18 protein-coding genes and 1 pseudogene are annotated in these 16,115 nt (G+C 57.3%); 14 read left to right on the forward strand and 5 right to left on the reverse strand.

Going from position 1 to position 16,115, the window contains the following annotated elements:
* From AC07U6_RS08610 to AC07U6_RS08620, 3 genes are all read left to right on the forward strand, one after another.
* A complete protein-coding gene (locus tag AC07U6_RS08610) occupies window positions 1-1,506 on the forward strand; it encodes a J domain-containing protein (protein ID WP_494764096.1) in 1,506 nt (501 codons plus the stop codon).
* 3 nt (window positions 1,507-1,509) lie between these two features.
* Entirely contained in the window at window positions 1,510-2,217 is a 708-nt protein-coding gene (locus AC07U6_RS08615) for an alpha/beta fold hydrolase (protein ID WP_494764095.1), read from the forward strand.
* Window positions 2,218-2,351: 134 nt separating this feature from the next.
* Window positions 2,352-2,816 (forward strand): DUF3828 domain-containing protein, encoded by a 465-nt coding sequence (locus AC07U6_RS08620; RefSeq protein ID WP_494764094.1) that lies wholly within the window; start codon window positions 2,352-2,354, stop codon window positions 2,814-2,816.
* On the opposite strand, the gene AC07U6_RS08625 is transcribed toward AC07U6_RS08620, so the two are convergent.
* The gene (locus tag AC07U6_RS08625; RefSeq protein WP_494764093.1) at window positions 2,813-3,745 is read right to left on the reverse strand and encodes a VirK/YbjX family protein; all 933 of its coding nucleotides are present in this window, start codon (window positions 3,743-3,745) and stop codon (window positions 2,813-2,815) included. The genes AC07U6_RS08620 and AC07U6_RS08625 overlap by 4 nt on opposite strands.
* 181 nt (window positions 3,746-3,926) lie before the next feature.
* On the opposite strand from AC07U6_RS08625, the gene AC07U6_RS08630 reads away from it, so the two are divergent.
* Both AC07U6_RS08630 and AC07U6_RS08635 read left to right on the forward strand, forming a co-directional pair.
* Window positions 3,927-4,757, forward strand: coding sequence for an AraC family transcriptional regulator (locus AC07U6_RS08630; protein ID WP_494764092.1), 831 nt, complete (start codon window positions 3,927-3,929; stop codon window positions 4,755-4,757).
* Between the two features lie 77 nt (window positions 4,758-4,834).
* A complete protein-coding gene (locus AC07U6_RS08635) occupies window positions 4,835-5,788 on the forward strand; it encodes a DMT family transporter (protein ID WP_494764091.1) in 954 nt (317 codons plus the stop codon).
* A 115-nt stretch (window positions 5,789-5,903) separates the two neighbouring features.
* Here the strand turns inward: AC07U6_RS08635 and AC07U6_RS08640 are convergent, their stop codons facing one another.
* Window positions 5,904-6,299: a transposase gene (locus tag AC07U6_RS08640; RefSeq protein ID WP_494764090.1), complete on the reverse strand. Its 396-nt coding sequence runs from the start codon at window positions 6,297-6,299 to the stop codon at window positions 5,904-5,906.
* Window positions 6,300-6,574: 275 nt separating this feature from the next.
* Window positions 6,575-6,835, reverse strand: coding sequence for a YjcB family protein (locus tag AC07U6_RS08645; RefSeq protein WP_494764089.1), 261 nt, complete (start codon window positions 6,833-6,835; stop codon window positions 6,575-6,577).
* Window positions 6,836-6,911: 76 nt separating this feature from the next.
* Between AC07U6_RS08645 and AC07U6_RS08650 the strand changes: the two are divergent.
* Together AC07U6_RS08650 and AC07U6_RS08655 are read left to right on the forward strand one after the other, a co-directional pair.
* Window positions 6,912-7,145, forward strand: a pseudogene (locus AC07U6_RS08650) (poly-beta-1,6 N-acetyl-D-glucosamine synthase); the annotation flags it as partial.
* A 42-nt stretch (window positions 7,146-7,187) separates the two neighbouring features.
* Entirely contained in the window at window positions 7,188-7,721 is a 534-nt protein-coding gene (locus AC07U6_RS08655) for a diguanylate cyclase (RefSeq protein ID WP_494764569.1), read from the forward strand.
* Between the two features lie 10 nt (window positions 7,722-7,731).
* On the opposite strand, the gene soxS is transcribed toward AC07U6_RS08655, so the two are convergent.
* Window positions 7,732-8,154 carry a superoxide response transcriptional regulator SoxS gene (gene soxS / locus AC07U6_RS08660; RefSeq protein ID WP_494764088.1) on the reverse strand — a complete coding sequence of 141 codons (423 nt, stop codon included), beginning with the start codon at window positions 8,152-8,154 and terminating at the stop codon, window positions 7,732-7,734.
* A gap of 145 nt (window positions 8,155-8,299) precedes the next feature.
* Between soxS and soxR the strand changes: the two genes are divergently transcribed.
* From soxR to AC07U6_RS08680, 4 genes are all read left to right on the forward strand, one after another.
* A complete protein-coding gene (gene soxR / locus AC07U6_RS08665) occupies window positions 8,300-8,767 on the forward strand; it encodes a redox-sensitive transcriptional activator SoxR (RefSeq protein ID WP_494764087.1) in 468 nt (155 codons plus the stop codon).
* 41 nt (window positions 8,768-8,808) lie between these two features.
* Window positions 8,809-9,471, forward strand: a complete 663-nt coding sequence (locus tag AC07U6_RS08670; RefSeq protein ID WP_494764086.1) for a glutathione S-transferase family protein — start codon at window positions 8,809-8,811, stop codon at window positions 9,469-9,471.
* Between the two features lie 342 nt (window positions 9,472-9,813).
* Window positions 9,814-11,163 carry an NCS2 family permease gene (locus AC07U6_RS08675; protein WP_494764085.1) on the forward strand — a complete coding sequence of 450 codons (1,350 nt, stop codon included), beginning with the start codon at window positions 9,814-9,816 and terminating at the stop codon, window positions 11,161-11,163.
* A 197-nt stretch (window positions 11,164-11,360) separates the two neighbouring features.
* Window positions 11,361-13,010 (forward strand): Na+/H+ antiporter, encoded by a 1,650-nt coding sequence (locus AC07U6_RS08680; protein WP_494764084.1) that lies wholly within the window; start codon window positions 11,361-11,363, stop codon window positions 13,008-13,010.
* Window positions 13,011-13,055: 45 nt separating this feature from the next.
* Here AC07U6_RS08680 and AC07U6_RS08685 read toward each other — a convergent pair whose 3' ends face one another.
* Window positions 13,056-13,958 carry a LysR family transcriptional regulator gene (locus AC07U6_RS08685; protein ID WP_494764083.1) on the reverse strand — a complete coding sequence of 301 codons (903 nt, stop codon included), beginning with the start codon at window positions 13,956-13,958 and terminating at the stop codon, window positions 13,056-13,058.
* A 109-nt stretch (window positions 13,959-14,067) separates the two neighbouring features.
* Between AC07U6_RS08685 and AC07U6_RS08690 the strand changes: the two genes are divergently transcribed.
* The 3 genes from AC07U6_RS08690 to AC07U6_RS08700 all read left to right on the forward strand — a co-directional run bounded on the left by AC07U6_RS08690 (window position 14,068) and on the right by AC07U6_RS08700 (window position 15,880).
* Window positions 14,068-14,499, forward strand: a complete 432-nt coding sequence (locus tag AC07U6_RS08690; protein ID WP_494764082.1) for a CidA/LrgA family protein — start codon at window positions 14,068-14,070, stop codon at window positions 14,497-14,499.
* Window positions 14,492-15,190 carry an LrgB family protein gene (locus AC07U6_RS08695; RefSeq protein ID WP_494764568.1) on the forward strand — a complete coding sequence of 233 codons (699 nt, stop codon included), beginning with the start codon at window positions 14,492-14,494 and terminating at the stop codon, window positions 15,188-15,190. Before AC07U6_RS08690 ends, AC07U6_RS08695 begins: the two co-directional genes overlap by 8 nt.
* A 144-nt stretch (window positions 15,191-15,334) precedes the next feature.
* Complete coding sequence (locus AC07U6_RS08700) at window positions 15,335-15,880, forward strand: YfaZ family outer membrane protein (protein WP_494764081.1); 546 nt, start codon at window positions 15,335-15,337, stop codon at window positions 15,878-15,880.
* The last annotated feature ends 235 nt before the right edge of the window (window positions 15,881-16,115 follow it).

The following is a 16,115-nucleotide window of genomic DNA, read 5'->3' on the forward strand; positions in this document are numbered from 1 at the left end:
ATGAACGAATGGAGCGTACTGGGGATCGATCCGACCCGCGACGAGAGTGAGATCCGCCGCGCCTATGTGAAGCAGCTGAAGCAGCACCGCCCGGATCGCGATCCTGAAGGCTATCAGCGGCTGCGCGAGGCATGGGAGCAGGCGAAGCAGTATGCCGCCAGCGAGCCGGGTGAACTGGCCGGTTTTGGCTTCCAGATTCAGCCCGGGGAAACGGGTTTAACACCGATGATTCATGATGATGGTGTGGAGTTCAGCGAAAATGGCGACAGTTTTCAGCGTGATGATGCTGCAATCACCGACGAGGATGCGGGCGCGCATTCCGCCGATCGTAGCCTGTCGCCGGAAGACATCGAGAATCTACCCAGTTGCACAGAATTGACATCCGACAGCGCGCAAGATATCGCTCTGCCGCCGCCGGCCTACACCATTCAGGAAATCAATCGGCTGGCGGACCGTCTGCTGGAATCAGAGCAGGGCGTGGCGCAGCTGGAGGAAATCTGGCAGCGGGTCGCGACTAACGGCTCGCTGTTGCAGCAGCAGGAGTTCAACCAGCAGCTGGCTCAGGCGCTGGTTGACCGGCCGGGGCTGACCGACGAGCTGTTGATGCATCTGTCGGAGGCGCTCGGCTGGGGGCTGGACGGCTACGATGATACCCGGCTGCTGTCGGGTCGGCTGGTGTGGCAGCTCAACCGCGCCGCACGTCGCACGGCAATGGGGGCGGCCTGGCAGATGCTGCTGAACTCTGCCGGGGATTCCTGGCGCAAAAAACGGATGGTGGCGTTAATCACCGGCAGCGACGAGAAAATGCCGCTCTGGGCACGGCTGATCCCCAATTTCCTCTCCGACATGAACACGCAGGTGGGCGAGCTGTGCGCCCGCTATCCCGAACTTGCCGAACGCATCAACCCGATGGTGCGGCAGTACAGTGAGGAAGTCCCCTTTCAGGGGACGCCCTTTGAGGTAACGCGCATTGCCCTCAGCTGGGCCGGTATTTACCTGCTGCTGTTCTGGGGTGTGGTCATCAACCGCAGCGCGGTCGAGGCGCATCCCACGTGGCCGGTGCTGACGCTCAGCGGCGTACTGATCCTGTTCTATCTCTTTGGTCACAACCTGATTCTTCAGACGCTGCGGCGCTGGCAAATCGCGCTGGGGGTCTGGCTGCTGATTGAAGGCATACTCTCGGCCCTGGTGGTTGCCCTCTTTTTGGTGCTGATGCATTTTGGTCTGCCGAAGCTGCTGGGGAACCGGGCAGAGCTGGCGGGCCTCTTTGAAATCATGCTGGCGCTGATTGTGCTCAGCGGCGTGTGGCGCATCCATAAGCGCGGTGTTCCCGTTATCTGCCTGCCGGGTAAGCTGGTCAACTGGCTGCTGGCCGCGCCGTGGAACGCACCGCGTGCGATACCGTCACGCCTGCTGGGTGCGATTATTGGGCTGATCGCCTATTTCGGCGGCTGCGCCGTTATGTATGAGTTTTTCAAACTGGCCAACAACGTTCTGGAGCATTAACCGATGACTGCGCTGGTATTACTGCCTGGACTGATGTGCGATGCCGGGCTGTGGCAGGGGTTGTTGCCGCAGCTGAAGGCGACAGGCCCGCTGACCTTTGGCGATCTCTCGCAGGGGGAATCGGTGGAGGAGATGACCGGGAGGGTGTTGGAGTGCTGCCCGCCGGAGTTCGTGCTGGTGGGGTTTTCGATGGGCGGTTTCGTTGCCCGCGAGATTATTCGTCGGGTGCCGCAGCGGGTGCGTGGACTGGCGCTGATTGCGACCTCCAGCGCGGCAGACAGCCCGCGACAGGCAGATTTTAAAGCCGCGGTGGCCGAGACTTTACAACGTGCCAGCGGTCAGTTTCGTGGCCTGGGTCATCGGGCGATTAAGCTGTCGCTGAGCCAGCGGCATGAGGACGATCCGCTGCTGGTGCAGCAGATCCTTGATATGAGCCTGCGGCTGGGGCGGGAAGTCTATGTTCGTCAGCTGCTGATGGCGCGCAACAGCGACAGCCATCTGCTGGGTGACATTCGCTGCCCGACGCTGGTGGTTGCCGCCGCTGACGATCGCATGCGTAGCCTGGCGGAGTCGCGGGCGCTGTGTGATGCAATCCCTCATGCGGAATTCAGGCTGGTGGAGGAGTCCGGCCATATGCTGCCGCTCGAACAGCCGCAGCGGCTGGCGGCAATCCTGACCGAATGGATGAACCGATGCGTTAATCGCCGATAAACAGTTACCAAAAAAAGCCGGCAACACTGCCGGGAACACTGGATTAGCCGCGTAAATTCAATACAATCACAGGCGGCATGGAGTACCTGGGCTGATTGAGGAAAACAAGTCGTGGTGAATCCGGGATGGTTGGAATGAAAAAGTGGTTATTGATGCTGATTGCCCCAATATTCGTCTTTCAGGCGATGGCGGCAGAGCATAATGCCGATCCGCACAGTACCAGCGTGGCCTTTTACAGCTGGTATCTGACGGCGCTGAGTAAAGAAGAAAGCCCGATTGATGAGCACGATCCGTTGCTGAATGAGTATGTTACCCAGCGGCTGCTGCAAAAAATCAATCTGCTGATTAAAAGCCCGGAAGGCATGGATGATGATTACTTTCTGCAGGATCAGGACTACAGCGACGGCTGGGTGAATAATGTCAGCGTCAGCGATTTCACTCTGAACGGCAAGCGTGCGTTTGGCGACGTGACGCTCGGTCGCGATCCCAACGATCAGCAGCATCTGCTGGTTACGCTGGTGCACGAACGCGACGGCTGGAAGATTGACGACGTACAGCTGGAACCGGCCGCTGGCACCGCCAGCCGGTTAAGTGATTAGCTAAACCGGCCCAGCTGCTGCTGCAGTTGCTCCAGTAGCGCATAGCGGCGGCGGTACTCGGCGCGCTTTTTGCTGGCGATCTCCTCCAGCGGTTTTTGCGGCAGACTGAGCGGCAGCTGATAGAGATGACGTGATGCCACCTTCGCGTTAACCGACTGCCAGAACTCATCATAGCAGGCGTGAAACAGCGCCCTTTTTTTCAGGCGATAGCGCAGGCTATGGAACACATGGCCACCATCGCGCACCGCATAAATCTGCTGAATGCCCATCGCCCTGGCAAGCTGCATCAACGCTTCCAGCAGGACTCTTTTGGGGAACAGCCCATAACAGGCTTTGGTGGCGTGGCGAATAAATTCGTGCGGCGTATCGCGGTGAGCACCCTGCAGGCCGCCGATCGTCAGCTGCGGTTTGCCGTTGTGCTCGGTTACGGCAAAAGTCAGCACTGCCAGTAGGATGCCGTCACAGTGGAGTAGTAAATTCACTTCACCTTCACGCTCGCAGCGACCATTGCAAATCAGGGTGATCGCCAGGGCTTCACCGTCTTTCCCGCTGAAGGTGGCGAGTTCAAAATCTGAGGCGCAGAGCATCGCCTGGCGGAGCTCTTCACATTCTAACTGCGAGACGAAGCGGTAATGACTGTGCAGTGCCGCCACGCGCTGGCTGATCGAGAGTCCGAGATGCAGGTAAGGGCGGTGGATTTTTCCCGGCAGCGTGGGCTGCTGCGGCAAAACCTGCTGCATCGGCGCAAAGGTGGCGATATGGCGCATGTGCTGCCAGCTGCTGACCGGAGTGAGCATTGAGCGCAGCATAAATTTGGCGCGCCACGAGGGCGAGAGCCACAACTTTTCCGGTGCCAGCTGGCCGCCAATCAGTGCTGAAAATAACGCAAGGCCGTTGTTCGTACGTGGAGTAAGAAGAAGTTCCGACATAGCAGATTGTCCATTTCCGCTGGTTAAAACGCTATTTGACCATCCTGCAAATAAATAGAATCACAATGAGTGCGAGGGCTTTTACTGCACAGGTGTGTCGTTTAACCCGGGTTTAATCAGCACTTTCCGGCGCGACATGAACGTCGTAAAATGATGGTCGATTTTTAAGCGAGGATGCAAAGTGGAAGGTGTACCGGAACAGTTTTGCTATGAGCAGGATCGTGCCAGCTTCCGCCATCTGCCCGGCGTGCAGGGCGTGGAGCTGTATCGTGCGCACATCACGCACTATGCCTTTGAGCCACACACCCACGAGGCGTTTGGTATCGGAACTATCGATCGCGGTGCCGAGCGGTTTCGCTATCGCGGTGAACAGCATCTGGCGCCGGTTGACTCGCTGGTGTTAATGAATCCGGACGAGCTGCATACCGGCGAATCGGCCAGCGAAGGCGGCTGGCAGTATCGGATGATCTACCTTGAGCCGCAGCGGCTGGCCGAGCTGACCGGTGAAGACGGCTGGTGGTTTGACCGCGCGGTGCGCCATCACCCGCAGCACGCGCGTGACATCTCGCTTATCCTCTCCGGTCTGTGGCAGACGGACGATGCGCTGGCGATCGATGGCCTGCTGCTGTCACTCTGTGACGTGCTGCGCTCCCACGCCTGCAATGTTCGTCCCGCAGAGGCTCCGACCCGTCATCGTTTTGATCGGGTCCGCGACTATTTACGCGATAATCTGGCTGAGCGTATTACTCTCGGCGATCTCTCCACGCTGATGTCGCTCAGCCCTTATCATTTTCAGCGGCAGTTTAAGGCGCAGTATCATGTGACGCCGCATCAGATGCTGATGGCTTTTCGCCTTTATCAGGCCCGCCAGCTGCTGATTGACGGCATGCCCTCGGCCGAGGTTGCCGCTGCCGTCGGGCTGACCGATCAGGCACATCTGACCCGCAGTTTTGCCGCCCGCTATGGCATCACCCCCGCCCGCTATCAGAAGCAGGTCCGCCAGAGCCGCTAGCGCAATTTGCTACAATCCCTGCCGTGCCATCCCCTTCATAATAGGGTATTGCTGTTGTGCACTATTTGGAGTGAGCGATGTTAGTGGGAATTTTATTTGCCCTCGGAGCGGGGCTGATGTGGGGATTGATCTTTGTCGGGCCGCTGCTGGTGCCGGATTATCCGGGAACCCTACAGTCCATGGGCCGCTACCTGGCGTTCGGGCTGATTGCGCTGCCGCTGGCATGGCAGGATCGTCAGCGGCTTCGCGGACTGTCGGGCAATGACTGGCGCGAAGCCTTTAAGCTGACCCTGGTGGGGAATCTGCTCTACTACGCCTTCCTGGCCACGGCTATTCAGCGCACCGGCGCCCCGGTTTCTACGATGATTATCGGCACGCTGCCGGTGGTGATTGCGGTCTGCGCCAACCTGTTTTACGGCGGCGATGATGGCCGCCTCAGCTGGCGTAGCCTGGCACCTGCTTTGCTGCTGATCGTCAGCGGACTGGCCTGCGTTAACGTGGCTGAAATTCGCGGGGCCGGGCAGCAACTCGATCCGTGGCGTTATTTCAGCGGCATGGCGCTGGCGGCGGTCATCTGCTGGACGTGGTATCCGCTGCGCAACTCGCGCTGGCTGCGGCAGCATCCGACGCTGCGTCCCGGTACCTGGGCAACTGCGCAGGGTTTGGCAACGCTGCCGCTGGCGCTGCTGGGCTATCTGCTGGTGATGGGGCAGCTGCATTTGACGCAGCCTGAGTTTACTCTGCCGTTTGGTCCTCAGCCGGGGGTGTTTATTGCGCTGATGCTGGCTATCGGGCTACTGTGCTCGTGGCTGGGGACGCTGTGCTGGAATGAAGCCAGCCAGCGCCTGCCTGCGGTGCTGCTGGGACCGTTAATCGTATTTGAAACGCTGGCCGGGCTGGCCTACACTTTTGGCCTGCGCCAGACGTGGCCATCTTTGCTGACATTTTGTGGCATTATCTGCCTGATTAGCGGGGTGGTGGTGGCGATGCGGATTAAGCCTCAGTCGCGGATTGTGCCGCTGAACGAATAAACGTCAGACAGTATGCTGCGTTAACTTTAGCGAAAACATTAGCACCGACCGCATATTACTTTCCCGGTCGGCGGCTAATGTTAAAGAGTGATAAATAATTTCTGTTGTCAGCAGATTACTGACTGTCACAGCTGCTGGGGTAGTGATAAACGCTGCGGCTGATATTCAGCAGGCGGCAGCTGCGGCGGGTTCCCACGTTGTGGGTATCCTGCAGAAAGGTCACCGCTTTGCGTTTATCCCCGGTGGTGAAAAAGTTCTTCGCAATACTCTGAAGCAGTTCTTTATCGGAAGAGAGCAGCTGCAGTTCGCGCGACATGCTGTGCAGAGACTCTTCTAATTTTTTGATTTTTCTTCCATGTTCTGAATTTAATCCGGCGTATTTCTTTTTCCAACTGTAGAACGTTGCTTCAGAAATACCAGGGTTTTCACAAATCTGTTTAACCTTAATACCGTCTTCTGAATCTTTAATTGCTCTGCTGATTTGTTCTGCCGTATATCGTGACTTTCTCATAAATGCTATTACCTTTCTTAACTATAATATGGCGATAATAACTGGAGTTAATTCGTGCTGAGGTGGTTCAGCTATTTTATATCAGTATTTCACGATATGCGATTGGGAATATTCTTGTGGAATTAAAAATAAATTCTGAATTGGATCGTTGCGGTGAAAGTTATTTTAGAGCCAGCGGTAATTCCACGCTGTTTTAACAAAGCAGAAAAAGAGGGGAAAGAAGTTGGCCAGGAAGCAACGTTGCCCGATGAAGACGGCTTCATCGGGCCGGGAAATCAGGGCATTGGCCAGTCCGGCGGCGTCTGGCTCATGACGTTGATAAACACGTCTTTAGTGATATGCCGGAAGTTGTATAAATTTTCCATGCTCAGGCTAATACCCAACAGACCGGTGACAAACCAGCACGACATGCCAATACCGATGCCGGTGAAGACGAACGCCATGGCGTTGCGGCTGGCTTTACGGCACTGCACGTTGAACGTGCTGGCGATAAACATCATTACTGCGCTTAGCAGTTCCCATCTAGGCTTTTTCACTTTGCAGAAAGGCAGTGAATCAGCTAAGTGTGTGCTGTAGAAATCAGCTCCATTTATTACTGGAGTTTTGTTGTGTATCCGGGTTTACGATCTGTTCCCGCCGCAGTTCACCGGCCTGGTACTGGCGGTGACCTGTCTGCTTCAGTTTAGCGTCAGCCTGCTGATTGAACGCCGCTACGAGCCGCTTCTGGCCGGTTCTCTGTTCTGGGTAATTTGGTATCCGCTGGTCTACTGGATGTTCAGTCTGTTCACCACGCTGGTGGCGTTCCTCAACGTGATGCTGCGATCCAGAAAGCAGCGCGCTTGCTGGCATCAGCATCTGACGCATGAGAATGACACGCTTGCCCATCAGGTGCTGCACGACACGCTCACCGGCTTGCCCAACCGCACGGCGTTTAATCATCAGTTGGAGAAACGCTGGCTGGATCTTCGGGGGCGCGAGCGCATCGCCGTGCTGTTTATCGACGGTAACCGCTTCAAAGAGGTCAACGATCGGTTTGGCCGTGCGGCGGGCGACCGGGTACTGAGGGTTGTCGGCCAGCGGCTGCGCGAAGACGATCTGGTGGCGAGGCTGGGCGTTGGCGGTGACGAGTTTGCCATTCTGCTGACCTCGATCGATCGCGAAGAGCAGGCGGCACAGGTGGCTCGGGATATTACCGCCGAGATGCGGCTGCCAGTGGAGCTGGATGACGGCACGCGATTCCCTCAGACGCTGAGTATCGGCGTTGCTTTAGGCAAGCACCATCCGAGTACCGAGGTTCTGCTTGCCCAGGCTGACAGTGCGATGTATCAGATTAAACAGCGGGGCGGCGGCTGGTTTTTGTCCCCGTCGTTCCGGGAGCTGACCCCCGGGGTGCCACCGGAGAGAGAGGTGGCACCGTGCTGACCCGGGCGGGTCAGTTGCAGACGGTACAGACTTCGCTGCTGCTGCGGGCGAAACCGTTCATCGCAAAGTCGCTACAGTCGAAATTCCAGCTGCCGCGCTGTAGCGCCTGGCGACGCATGGTGTGGCGATAGGCGGTCGGCGTTTGCGAAAACTGACGGCGGAACACGCGGGAAAAAGTCTGCTGCGAGTCGTAGCCATACTGCATGGCGATATCAAACACCGGGCGCTGGGTTTTCCGCAGCTCTTCTGCCGCCAGCGTCAGGCGACGCTCGCGAATATAGCCTCCGAGCGTTTGCTTCGTCACGGTGCGGAACATCCGCTGCAGGTGCCATTTCGAATAGCCCGATTTGGCCGCCACTTCATCAATCGACAACGTTTTATCAAGATTGCTTTCGATCCAGTCGGTAAGGGTGCGGATGATGTCATCATGCATACATTTTTCTCCCTGGTTCTGCGTCAAATCTGGCCGTCATAACAACTGACGTATCAGAAACGGATGGGCACGATGGAACACACATCTCGCCCTTTCAATGGAGGCTGAGTATAATTCCTCAAGTTAACTTGAGGTAAAGAGCTAAATGAAAAAAAGCGGCAACTCCCCCAACAAGCGCGAACTGACCCCCGGCGATGTGGCACAGCGCTGCGGCGTCGCAGTTTCTGCGCTGCATTTCTATGAAAGCAAAGGGTTAATCAGTAGCCATCGCAACACGGGGAATCAGCGCCGCTATACGCGAGATGTGCTGCGCCGGGTGGCGATTATCAAAATTGCCCAGCGCATCGGCATTCCGCTGGCGACGATTGGCGACAATTTAATGCAGTTTCCACCGGGAAAGCGCATGTCACCAAGAGAGTGGGCGGTGCTGTCGCAGCAGTGGCGCGATGAGCTGGATCGCCGCATCGAAATGCTCACCCACCTGCGTGACGATCTTGACGGGTGCATCGGCTGCGGTTGCCTTTCGATGGAGGACTGCCCGCTGCGGAACCCGAACGACCGTCTGAGCGAGCAGGGGACCGGGGCGATCCTGCTGAATGTGAAAAGCAGCTGAGCCAAACCTATACTTCAGATTTGGCTTTGACAGGAGCGAGCATGATCACCGTACATCATCTGAACAACTCCCGTTCGCAGCGCGTACTGTGGCTGCTGGAAGAGCTGGACGTGCCTTATCAAATCAAACGCTATCAGCGTGAACCCAGCATGCTGGCCCCCGAGGCACTGAAAAAAATCCATCCGTTGGGCAAATCTCCGGTGATAACCGACGGCAATCGGGTGATTGCCGAGTCCGGCGCGATACTGGAATACCTTGAATCGCGCTATGACGACGAAGAAAGGCTGACTTTGATTGAGGAAGAGGAGCAGCTGCAATCCCGTTACTGGCTGCACTATGCCGAAGGATCGCTGATGCCGCTGCTGGTGATGAAGCTGATATTCAGCCGAATGGGCCAGGCGCCGGTGCCCCGGCTGCTCAGGCCGGTTGGCAGTGCGTTTGGCAAAGGGGTGCAGAAAGCGTACCTGGACAAGCAGCTGGCGGCCCATCAGCAGTTTATCGAGCAGCACCTGGCGCAGCGCGCGTGGTTTGCCGGCAGTCGTTTCAGCATTGCCGACGTGCAGATGAGTTTTCCGCTGCTGGCGCTGACTGCGCGCAGTGGCACGACTGACTGCCCCGCGATAAAAAGCTGGCTGGAAAAAATTCAGCATCGTGGCGCCTGGCAGCGTGCGCTGGAAAAGGGCGGCGAAATCACTCTCTCCTGATGGATCTTTTGCTGCTTTCACCTGTTCATAAGAAACCGCTATTTTTGCCGTCCTGCATATCCCGATACAGTTTCTCCCAATCCGGGATTCGCGTTGAATTACCGGGTTGCGGATTTTGGAATAAATAAAGATAACCGTGAACAGGTGTTGAAAACAGACCGTCAAACGCTGGATAATCGTTTACCTTTTAATTAAGCATCTAAATTACGTGGTTATAAACACGAAAAAAGGAAACCTTATTCTTTTTGTCGTGAATATTGCACCGAAGACGCAAACGTTTACGTCCATTTGCTTCAACGGTGCCACGCAGCAATAGTTCATAAGAAATTTCAGGGGATTACTATGTCTACTCCTTCTAAACCGGCCGGTGGTACGTTAGACACCTGGTTCAAAATATCCGCGCGCGGTAGCAGCGTGCGAACCGAAGTTCTGGCCGGTGTGACCACTTTTCTGGCCATGGTTTATTCTGTCATTGTGGTGCCGAGCATGCTGGGCAAAGCCGGTTTCTCACCGACGGCGGTATTTGTTGCCACCTGTCTGGTGGCCGGATTTGGTTCATTGCTGATGGGACTGTGGGCGAATTTGCCGATGGCTATCGGTTGCGCTATCTCCCTGACCGCGTTCACCGCGTTTAGTTTGGTGCTGGGCCAGCACATCAGCGTACCGGTGGCGCTGGGTGCGGTGTTCCTGATGGGTATCCTGTTTACCGTCATCTCCGCAACCGGGATTCGCGCCTGGATCTTGCGCAATTTACCGATGGGTGTGGCGCACGGTACCGGCGTAGGTATCGGTCTGTTCCTGCTGCTGATTGCCGCTGATGGCGTTGGTCTGGTCGTAAAAAACCCGGCTCCGGGCCTGCCGGTGGCGCTGGGTAACTTCGTCTCCTTCCCGGTGATGATGTCGCTGCTGGGGCTGGCGGTGATTTTTGGTCTGGAAAAACGCCGCGTCCCCGGCGGCATTCTGCTGACCATCATCGGTATCTCGGTGATTGGGCTAATCTTTGATCCTTCAGTGAAATACCAGGGCCTGTTTGCCATGCCAAGCTTGAGCGATGCCCAGGGTAACTCGCTGGTGTTCAGCCTGGATATTCTCGGCGCGTTGCAGCCTGCGGTGCTGCCAAGCGTGCTGGCGCTGGTGATGACGGCGGTATTTGATGCCACCGGTACCATTCGTGCCGTTGCCGGTCAGGCGAACCTGCTGGATAAAAACAATCAGATTATCGACGGCGGTAAAGCGCTGACCAGCGACTCGGTGAGCAGTATTTTCTCCGGCCTGGTGGGTGCAGCGCCTGCGGCGGTGTATATCGAGTCTGCGGCCGGGACGGCGGCGGGCGGTAAAACCGGCCTGACGGCAGTCGTGGTTGGCGTACTGTTCCTGCTGATCCTGTTCCTGTCGCCGCTGGCGTATCTGGTACCGGGCTATGCGACGGCGCCTGCGCTGATGTACGTTGGCCTGCTGATGCTGAGCAACGTATCGAAAATCGACTTCGATGATTTCGTTGATGCGATGTCCGGCCTGCTGGCCGCGGTATTTATCGTGCTGACCTGCAACATTGTGACCGGCATTATGATCGGTTTCGGTTCGCTGGTGATTGGCCGCATCGTGGCCGGTGAATGGCGCAAGCTGAATATCGGCACCGTGGTTATCGCGGTAATACTGGTTGCCTTCTATGTGGGCGGCTGGGCGATTTAAATCCTGTTCCGGGGCCGAAATCATCGGCCCCACCTTCAGATGCCACTGAATTTCCCCCCTCGGCGCACATCCTGTTTTTCATCAGTTTATTAATTTGCTTTACTATAACCAGTGTCTTACGGCGCTGCCGGATAGGGCTTTGTCCTTGCCTTGCAGGCGTTCACCTGCACACCACTGGAAGATAAATAAAGGAAAACATGGAAATCTTCTTTACCATCCTGATCCTGATGCTGGTCGTTTCGCTGTCGGGTGTCGCCGCGCGAATGATCCCATTCCAAATTCCCCTGCCGCTGGTTCAAATCGCCGTGGGTGCGCTGCTCGCCTGGCCGACATTTGGTCTGCATGTCGATTTCGATCCGGAGCTGTTCTTAGTGCTGTTTATCCCGCCGCTGCTGTTTGCCGACGGCTGGAAGACTCCTACCAGTGAGTTTTTGCACCACGGGCGCGAGATTATCGGCCTGGCGCTGGTGCTGGTACTGATTACCGTGGTGGGGATTGGCTACCTGATTTACTGGTTGGTTCCGGGCATCCCGCTGATCCCGGCGTTTGCCCTGGCGGCGGTGCTGTCACCGACCGATGCCGTGGCGCTGTCCGGCATCGTTGGGGAAGGGCGCATCCCGAAAAAGATTATGGCGATCCTGCAGGGCGAAGCGTTGATGAACGACGCATCGGGCCTGGTGTCGCTGAAGTTTGCCGTCGCCGTGGCGATGGGCACTATGGTGTTTACCGTGTCCGGCGCCTCGCTGGAATTCCTCAAGGTGGCGATCGGCGGCCTGCTGGCGGGTATTGCTATCTGCTGGCTGTACGGTAAATCCCTGCGCCTGTTCAGCCGCTGGAGCGGTGATGACCCGGCAACGCAGACCGTGCTGCTGCTGCTGCTGCCGTTTGCCTCCTACCTGATTGCGGAACACATTGGCGTTTCCGGCATTCTGGCATCGGTCGCGGCGGGGATGACCATCTCCCGCTCCGGGATTATCCGTCAGGCACCGCTGGCCATGCGTCTGCGTGCTAACGGTGCCTGGCAGATGCTGGAGTTCGTCTTTAACGGCATGGTGTTCCTGATGCTGGGTCTGCAGCTGCCGGGCATTCTGGAGATTTCCGTGCGTCAGGCAGATGCCGATCCGAACGTCGAACTGTGGGCGCTGTTTGCCTCCGTCGTCACCATTTACGCCGCGCTGATGCTGGTGCGTTTTGGCTGGCTGTGGGGCATGCGCTACATCAGCCAGCATATGCTGAAGAAGCGCCCGATGGAGTTTTCCAGCTATACCACCCGTGAGCTGCTGATCGCCTCCTTCGCCGGCGTGCGCGGTGCGATTACCCTCGCCGGCGTGCTGTCGATTCCACTACTGTTAAGCAACGGCAATGACTTTCCGGCGCGCTATGAGCTGGTATTCCTCGCGACCGGGGTGATTCTTTTCTCCCTGCTGGTGGGCGTGGTGATCTTACCGCTGCTGCTGCGTGGGATTGAAGGGACCGATAAAACCATTCACCGCCGCGAAGTGCAGATGGCGCGGGCGGTGATGGCCGGCACGGCGATTGAAAGCCTGTACAAAATGGAAGAACGCCTGCTGGCCGACAGCGAAGAAGCGCTCGATCCGGAACTGCTGAAAGAGGTCAGCTCGCGGGTGATTGGTAATCTGCGCCGCCGGGTGGATGGCAAAGAGGATCTGGAGCGCGCGTTGTATGCGGAAAATCTGGAGCGCCGCTTCCGCCTGACCGGCCTGCGTGCGGAACGCGGTGAGCTGTATCACCTGCGCGCCACGCAGCAGATCAGCGACGAAACGATGCACAAGCTGCTGCACGATCTTGACCTGATGGAAACGCTGCTGAGCGAAAAAGAAGAGTGATAGTGAAAAGGGCGACCGCTGAAAGGGGCGCCCTTTTTGATGGGGTTAAACCACCAGTCCGGGCGTGCTGTCCGGCCAGAATTCGCGGCAGCAGGCGATCCACGCCTGGGCGCTGCGCGAAAGGTAGCTTCCCTCCCGCCAGATCAGCCCCAGCTTCCATACCAGGTCCGACTCCAGCGGTAGCCACAGCAGCTGGCTTTTATCCAGCCGCTGGCAGATTGGCTCAGGCAGGATCGCCACGCCCATCCCCGCCTGTACCATCGCCGCCAGAAAGTCCCACTGCCCGCTGCGTACGGCGATTTGCGGCGTGAAGCCGCTGGCCTGAAAGGCCCGCATCAGCTGGCGGTTAAGGGAAAACTCTTCGTTGTAGATCAGAATCGGCTGCCCGGCCAGCTCGCTGAGCTTCAAGTGCGTGCGCCGTAGCCAGGCTTCGGTACGCGGCACCAGCACGCACAGCGGATGGCTCATCAGCGGCAGCGCGTTTAGCGGCAGATCGCCGGCCACCGGCAGGGCGGTCATCGCGATATCCAGGCTGCCTGACAGCACTGCCTGCTGAACGGTCAGCCCGCCGAATTCGGAAATTTTCAGCTCCACGCCGGGATAGCGCTGGCGAAAAGCGGAGATTGATCCGGCGATCTGCATGCCGACCATCGGCGGAATACCCAACCGCAGCTCGCCGGTTTTCAGCTCGTTAAGATCGCTGATTTCTGCTTCCAGCTGCTTAAACTCCTGCAGGATAGTCAGCCCGCGCTGATAGACCGCCTGGCCGGTATCGGTCAGGTGTAGCTTGCGGCCCTCGCGCATCAACAGGGTGCAGCCCAGCTTATCCTCCAGCTGACGGAGCATTTTGCTGATGGTCGGTTGGGTGACATACAGCTGTTCAGCCGCCCGGGTAAAGCTCTGCTGGCGGACAACCTCAACAAAATAGCGTAGGGCGCGAACGTCCATAATCATTCCTGTTTGGCATAGTAGGGATAATATTAAGTCATTTTTTTCACACTTTGTTACTCCTTTATAATAATCCCAGCAAAAAGGCTCCCAATGAGGTAATAGAGCGATGGCCACCATGACAGACCCGATGAAAACGGGCTGGCTGCTACGGGTTCAGGTTCCGCTACAGGTAATGCTGTATGTCGGTTTGTTTGTTTTTTCACAACATCTGGTGGTCTGGCTGCACCTGCCGCTGCCGGCCAATATCGTCGGCATGCTGCTGCTGCTGACGATGATTATGCTGCGCATCCTGCCCATCGGCTGGGTGAAGGCCGGGTCTAACTGGCTGCTGGCCGAAATGCTGCTGTTCTTCATCCCTGCGGTGGTGGCGGTGGTGAACTACTCCGAACTGTTGCGCGTTGAGGGCTGGCGGATCCTGCTGGTGATTACCCTCAGCACGCTGCTGGTGCTGGCGGCAACCAGCATCGTCGTCGATCGCGTAAGCCGTTTCGAACTGTGGCTGGCCGCACGTAAACAGCAGAGGCAGCATGATGAATGATTTTGTCCTGAGCGTGCTGTGCCTGGCCGCAACCCTGCTGATTTACTTTGCCAATAAACGACTGTATCGCCGCTGGCACCGCCTGCTGCTGATGCCGCTGGTCATGACACCGATGGTGCTGGTGGCGCTGCTGGTGGTCACCGAAATCAGCTGGCAGGACTATATTGGTGAAAGCCGCTGGCTGCTGTGGCTGCTCGGCCCGGCGACGCTGGCCTTCGCGGTGCCGGTTTATGAAAACATGGCAATTATCCGCCGCCACTGGCTGTCGCTGACCGCGGGGGTGATCACCGCTACGCTGGTCGCGATCTGCAGCTCGGTGTGGCTGGCGCGCCTGCTGACGCTGCCGGAAGAGATCCAGCGCAGCCTGGCGGTGCGTTCCATCACCACGCCGTTTGCGCTGGCGGCGGCTGAACAGCTGGGCGGTAAACCCGATCTGGTGGCGCTGTTTGTGGTAATCACCGGGGTCTTCGGGATGGCGGTCGGCGACCTGCTGTTCCTGCGTCTGGCCATTAAACAAGGCATGGCTAAAGGTGCAGGATTCGGTGCGGCCTCTCACGGTGCCGGTACGGCGCGCGCCTATGAACTCGGTCCACAGGAGGGCGTGGTGTCCAGCCTGGTGATGATGCTCTCCGGGGTGCTGACGGTGATTATTGCGCCGATTGTCGGCCATATTATGTGGGTCAGCGCCTGACGGAAATATCTGGTTACTCGCTCTTTTGTAAGATTAATCAAATTTATTACCATTTAGTTCTTTCTCATATAATTGTTAAAATAGTTGGTTTACGCTGCACCACCGCCGTTTTCAGGCGTGAGTAAAATTAATTGGGAGACAACAATGAAAAAAGTGGCAATGACAACCGGCGCCCTGGCGCTGCTGGCGCTGGCAGGAACGGCTCAGGCGATTGATGGCGGCGTCAGCGTCGGCAAAGATTACACCGATGTTCACGTCGGTCTGGGCACCAGCACGCCGGGCTTTGCTCTATCCGGTGACTGGCTGCGTAGCGATCATGATGGCAACGTCAGTAGCCTGGGCCTGGGCTATAACGTCGCTATCGGCGATGTGATGCTGTCGCCTACCGTGAAAGCCATGTCCACCAACCCGAAAGATACCAAAGATGGCTACGCCATCGCGATTGGCGGCGGCGTGAAAGTGCCGGTGACCAGCATGTTCAACGTGTACGGGCAGTATTTCTACTCGCCGGACTCTTTCTCCAGCCATATCGACAACTACCAGGAAGCCTCTGCCGGTATTAGCTTCCAGCCGATTTCGCTGGTTGACGTTAACGTTGGCTATAAATACATGTCAATGAACGGTAAAGACGGTCGTAAAGATAACGTCGTGGCCGATGGCCCGTACGTGGGCGCTGCACTGCACTTCTAATACGACCCGGCTTACACTTCGAGCCACGCAAGCCTGCGCGGCTGAAGCGGAACGGGGTGAGAACGGGTATTGAGCCTGTTTTCGTCCCGTTTTTCGGGCGGCTTAGATGCCGTGCGGCACCGCTTGCTTCATATTTGTTAGCTGATATTTTTCACCGTTCACCGTTCACCGTTCACCGTTCACCGTTCACCGTTCACCGTTCACCGTTCACCGTTCACCGTTCACCGTTCACCGT

It is taken from the genome of Erwinia sp. GW821-FHT03D09 (genome assembly GCF_059420805.1).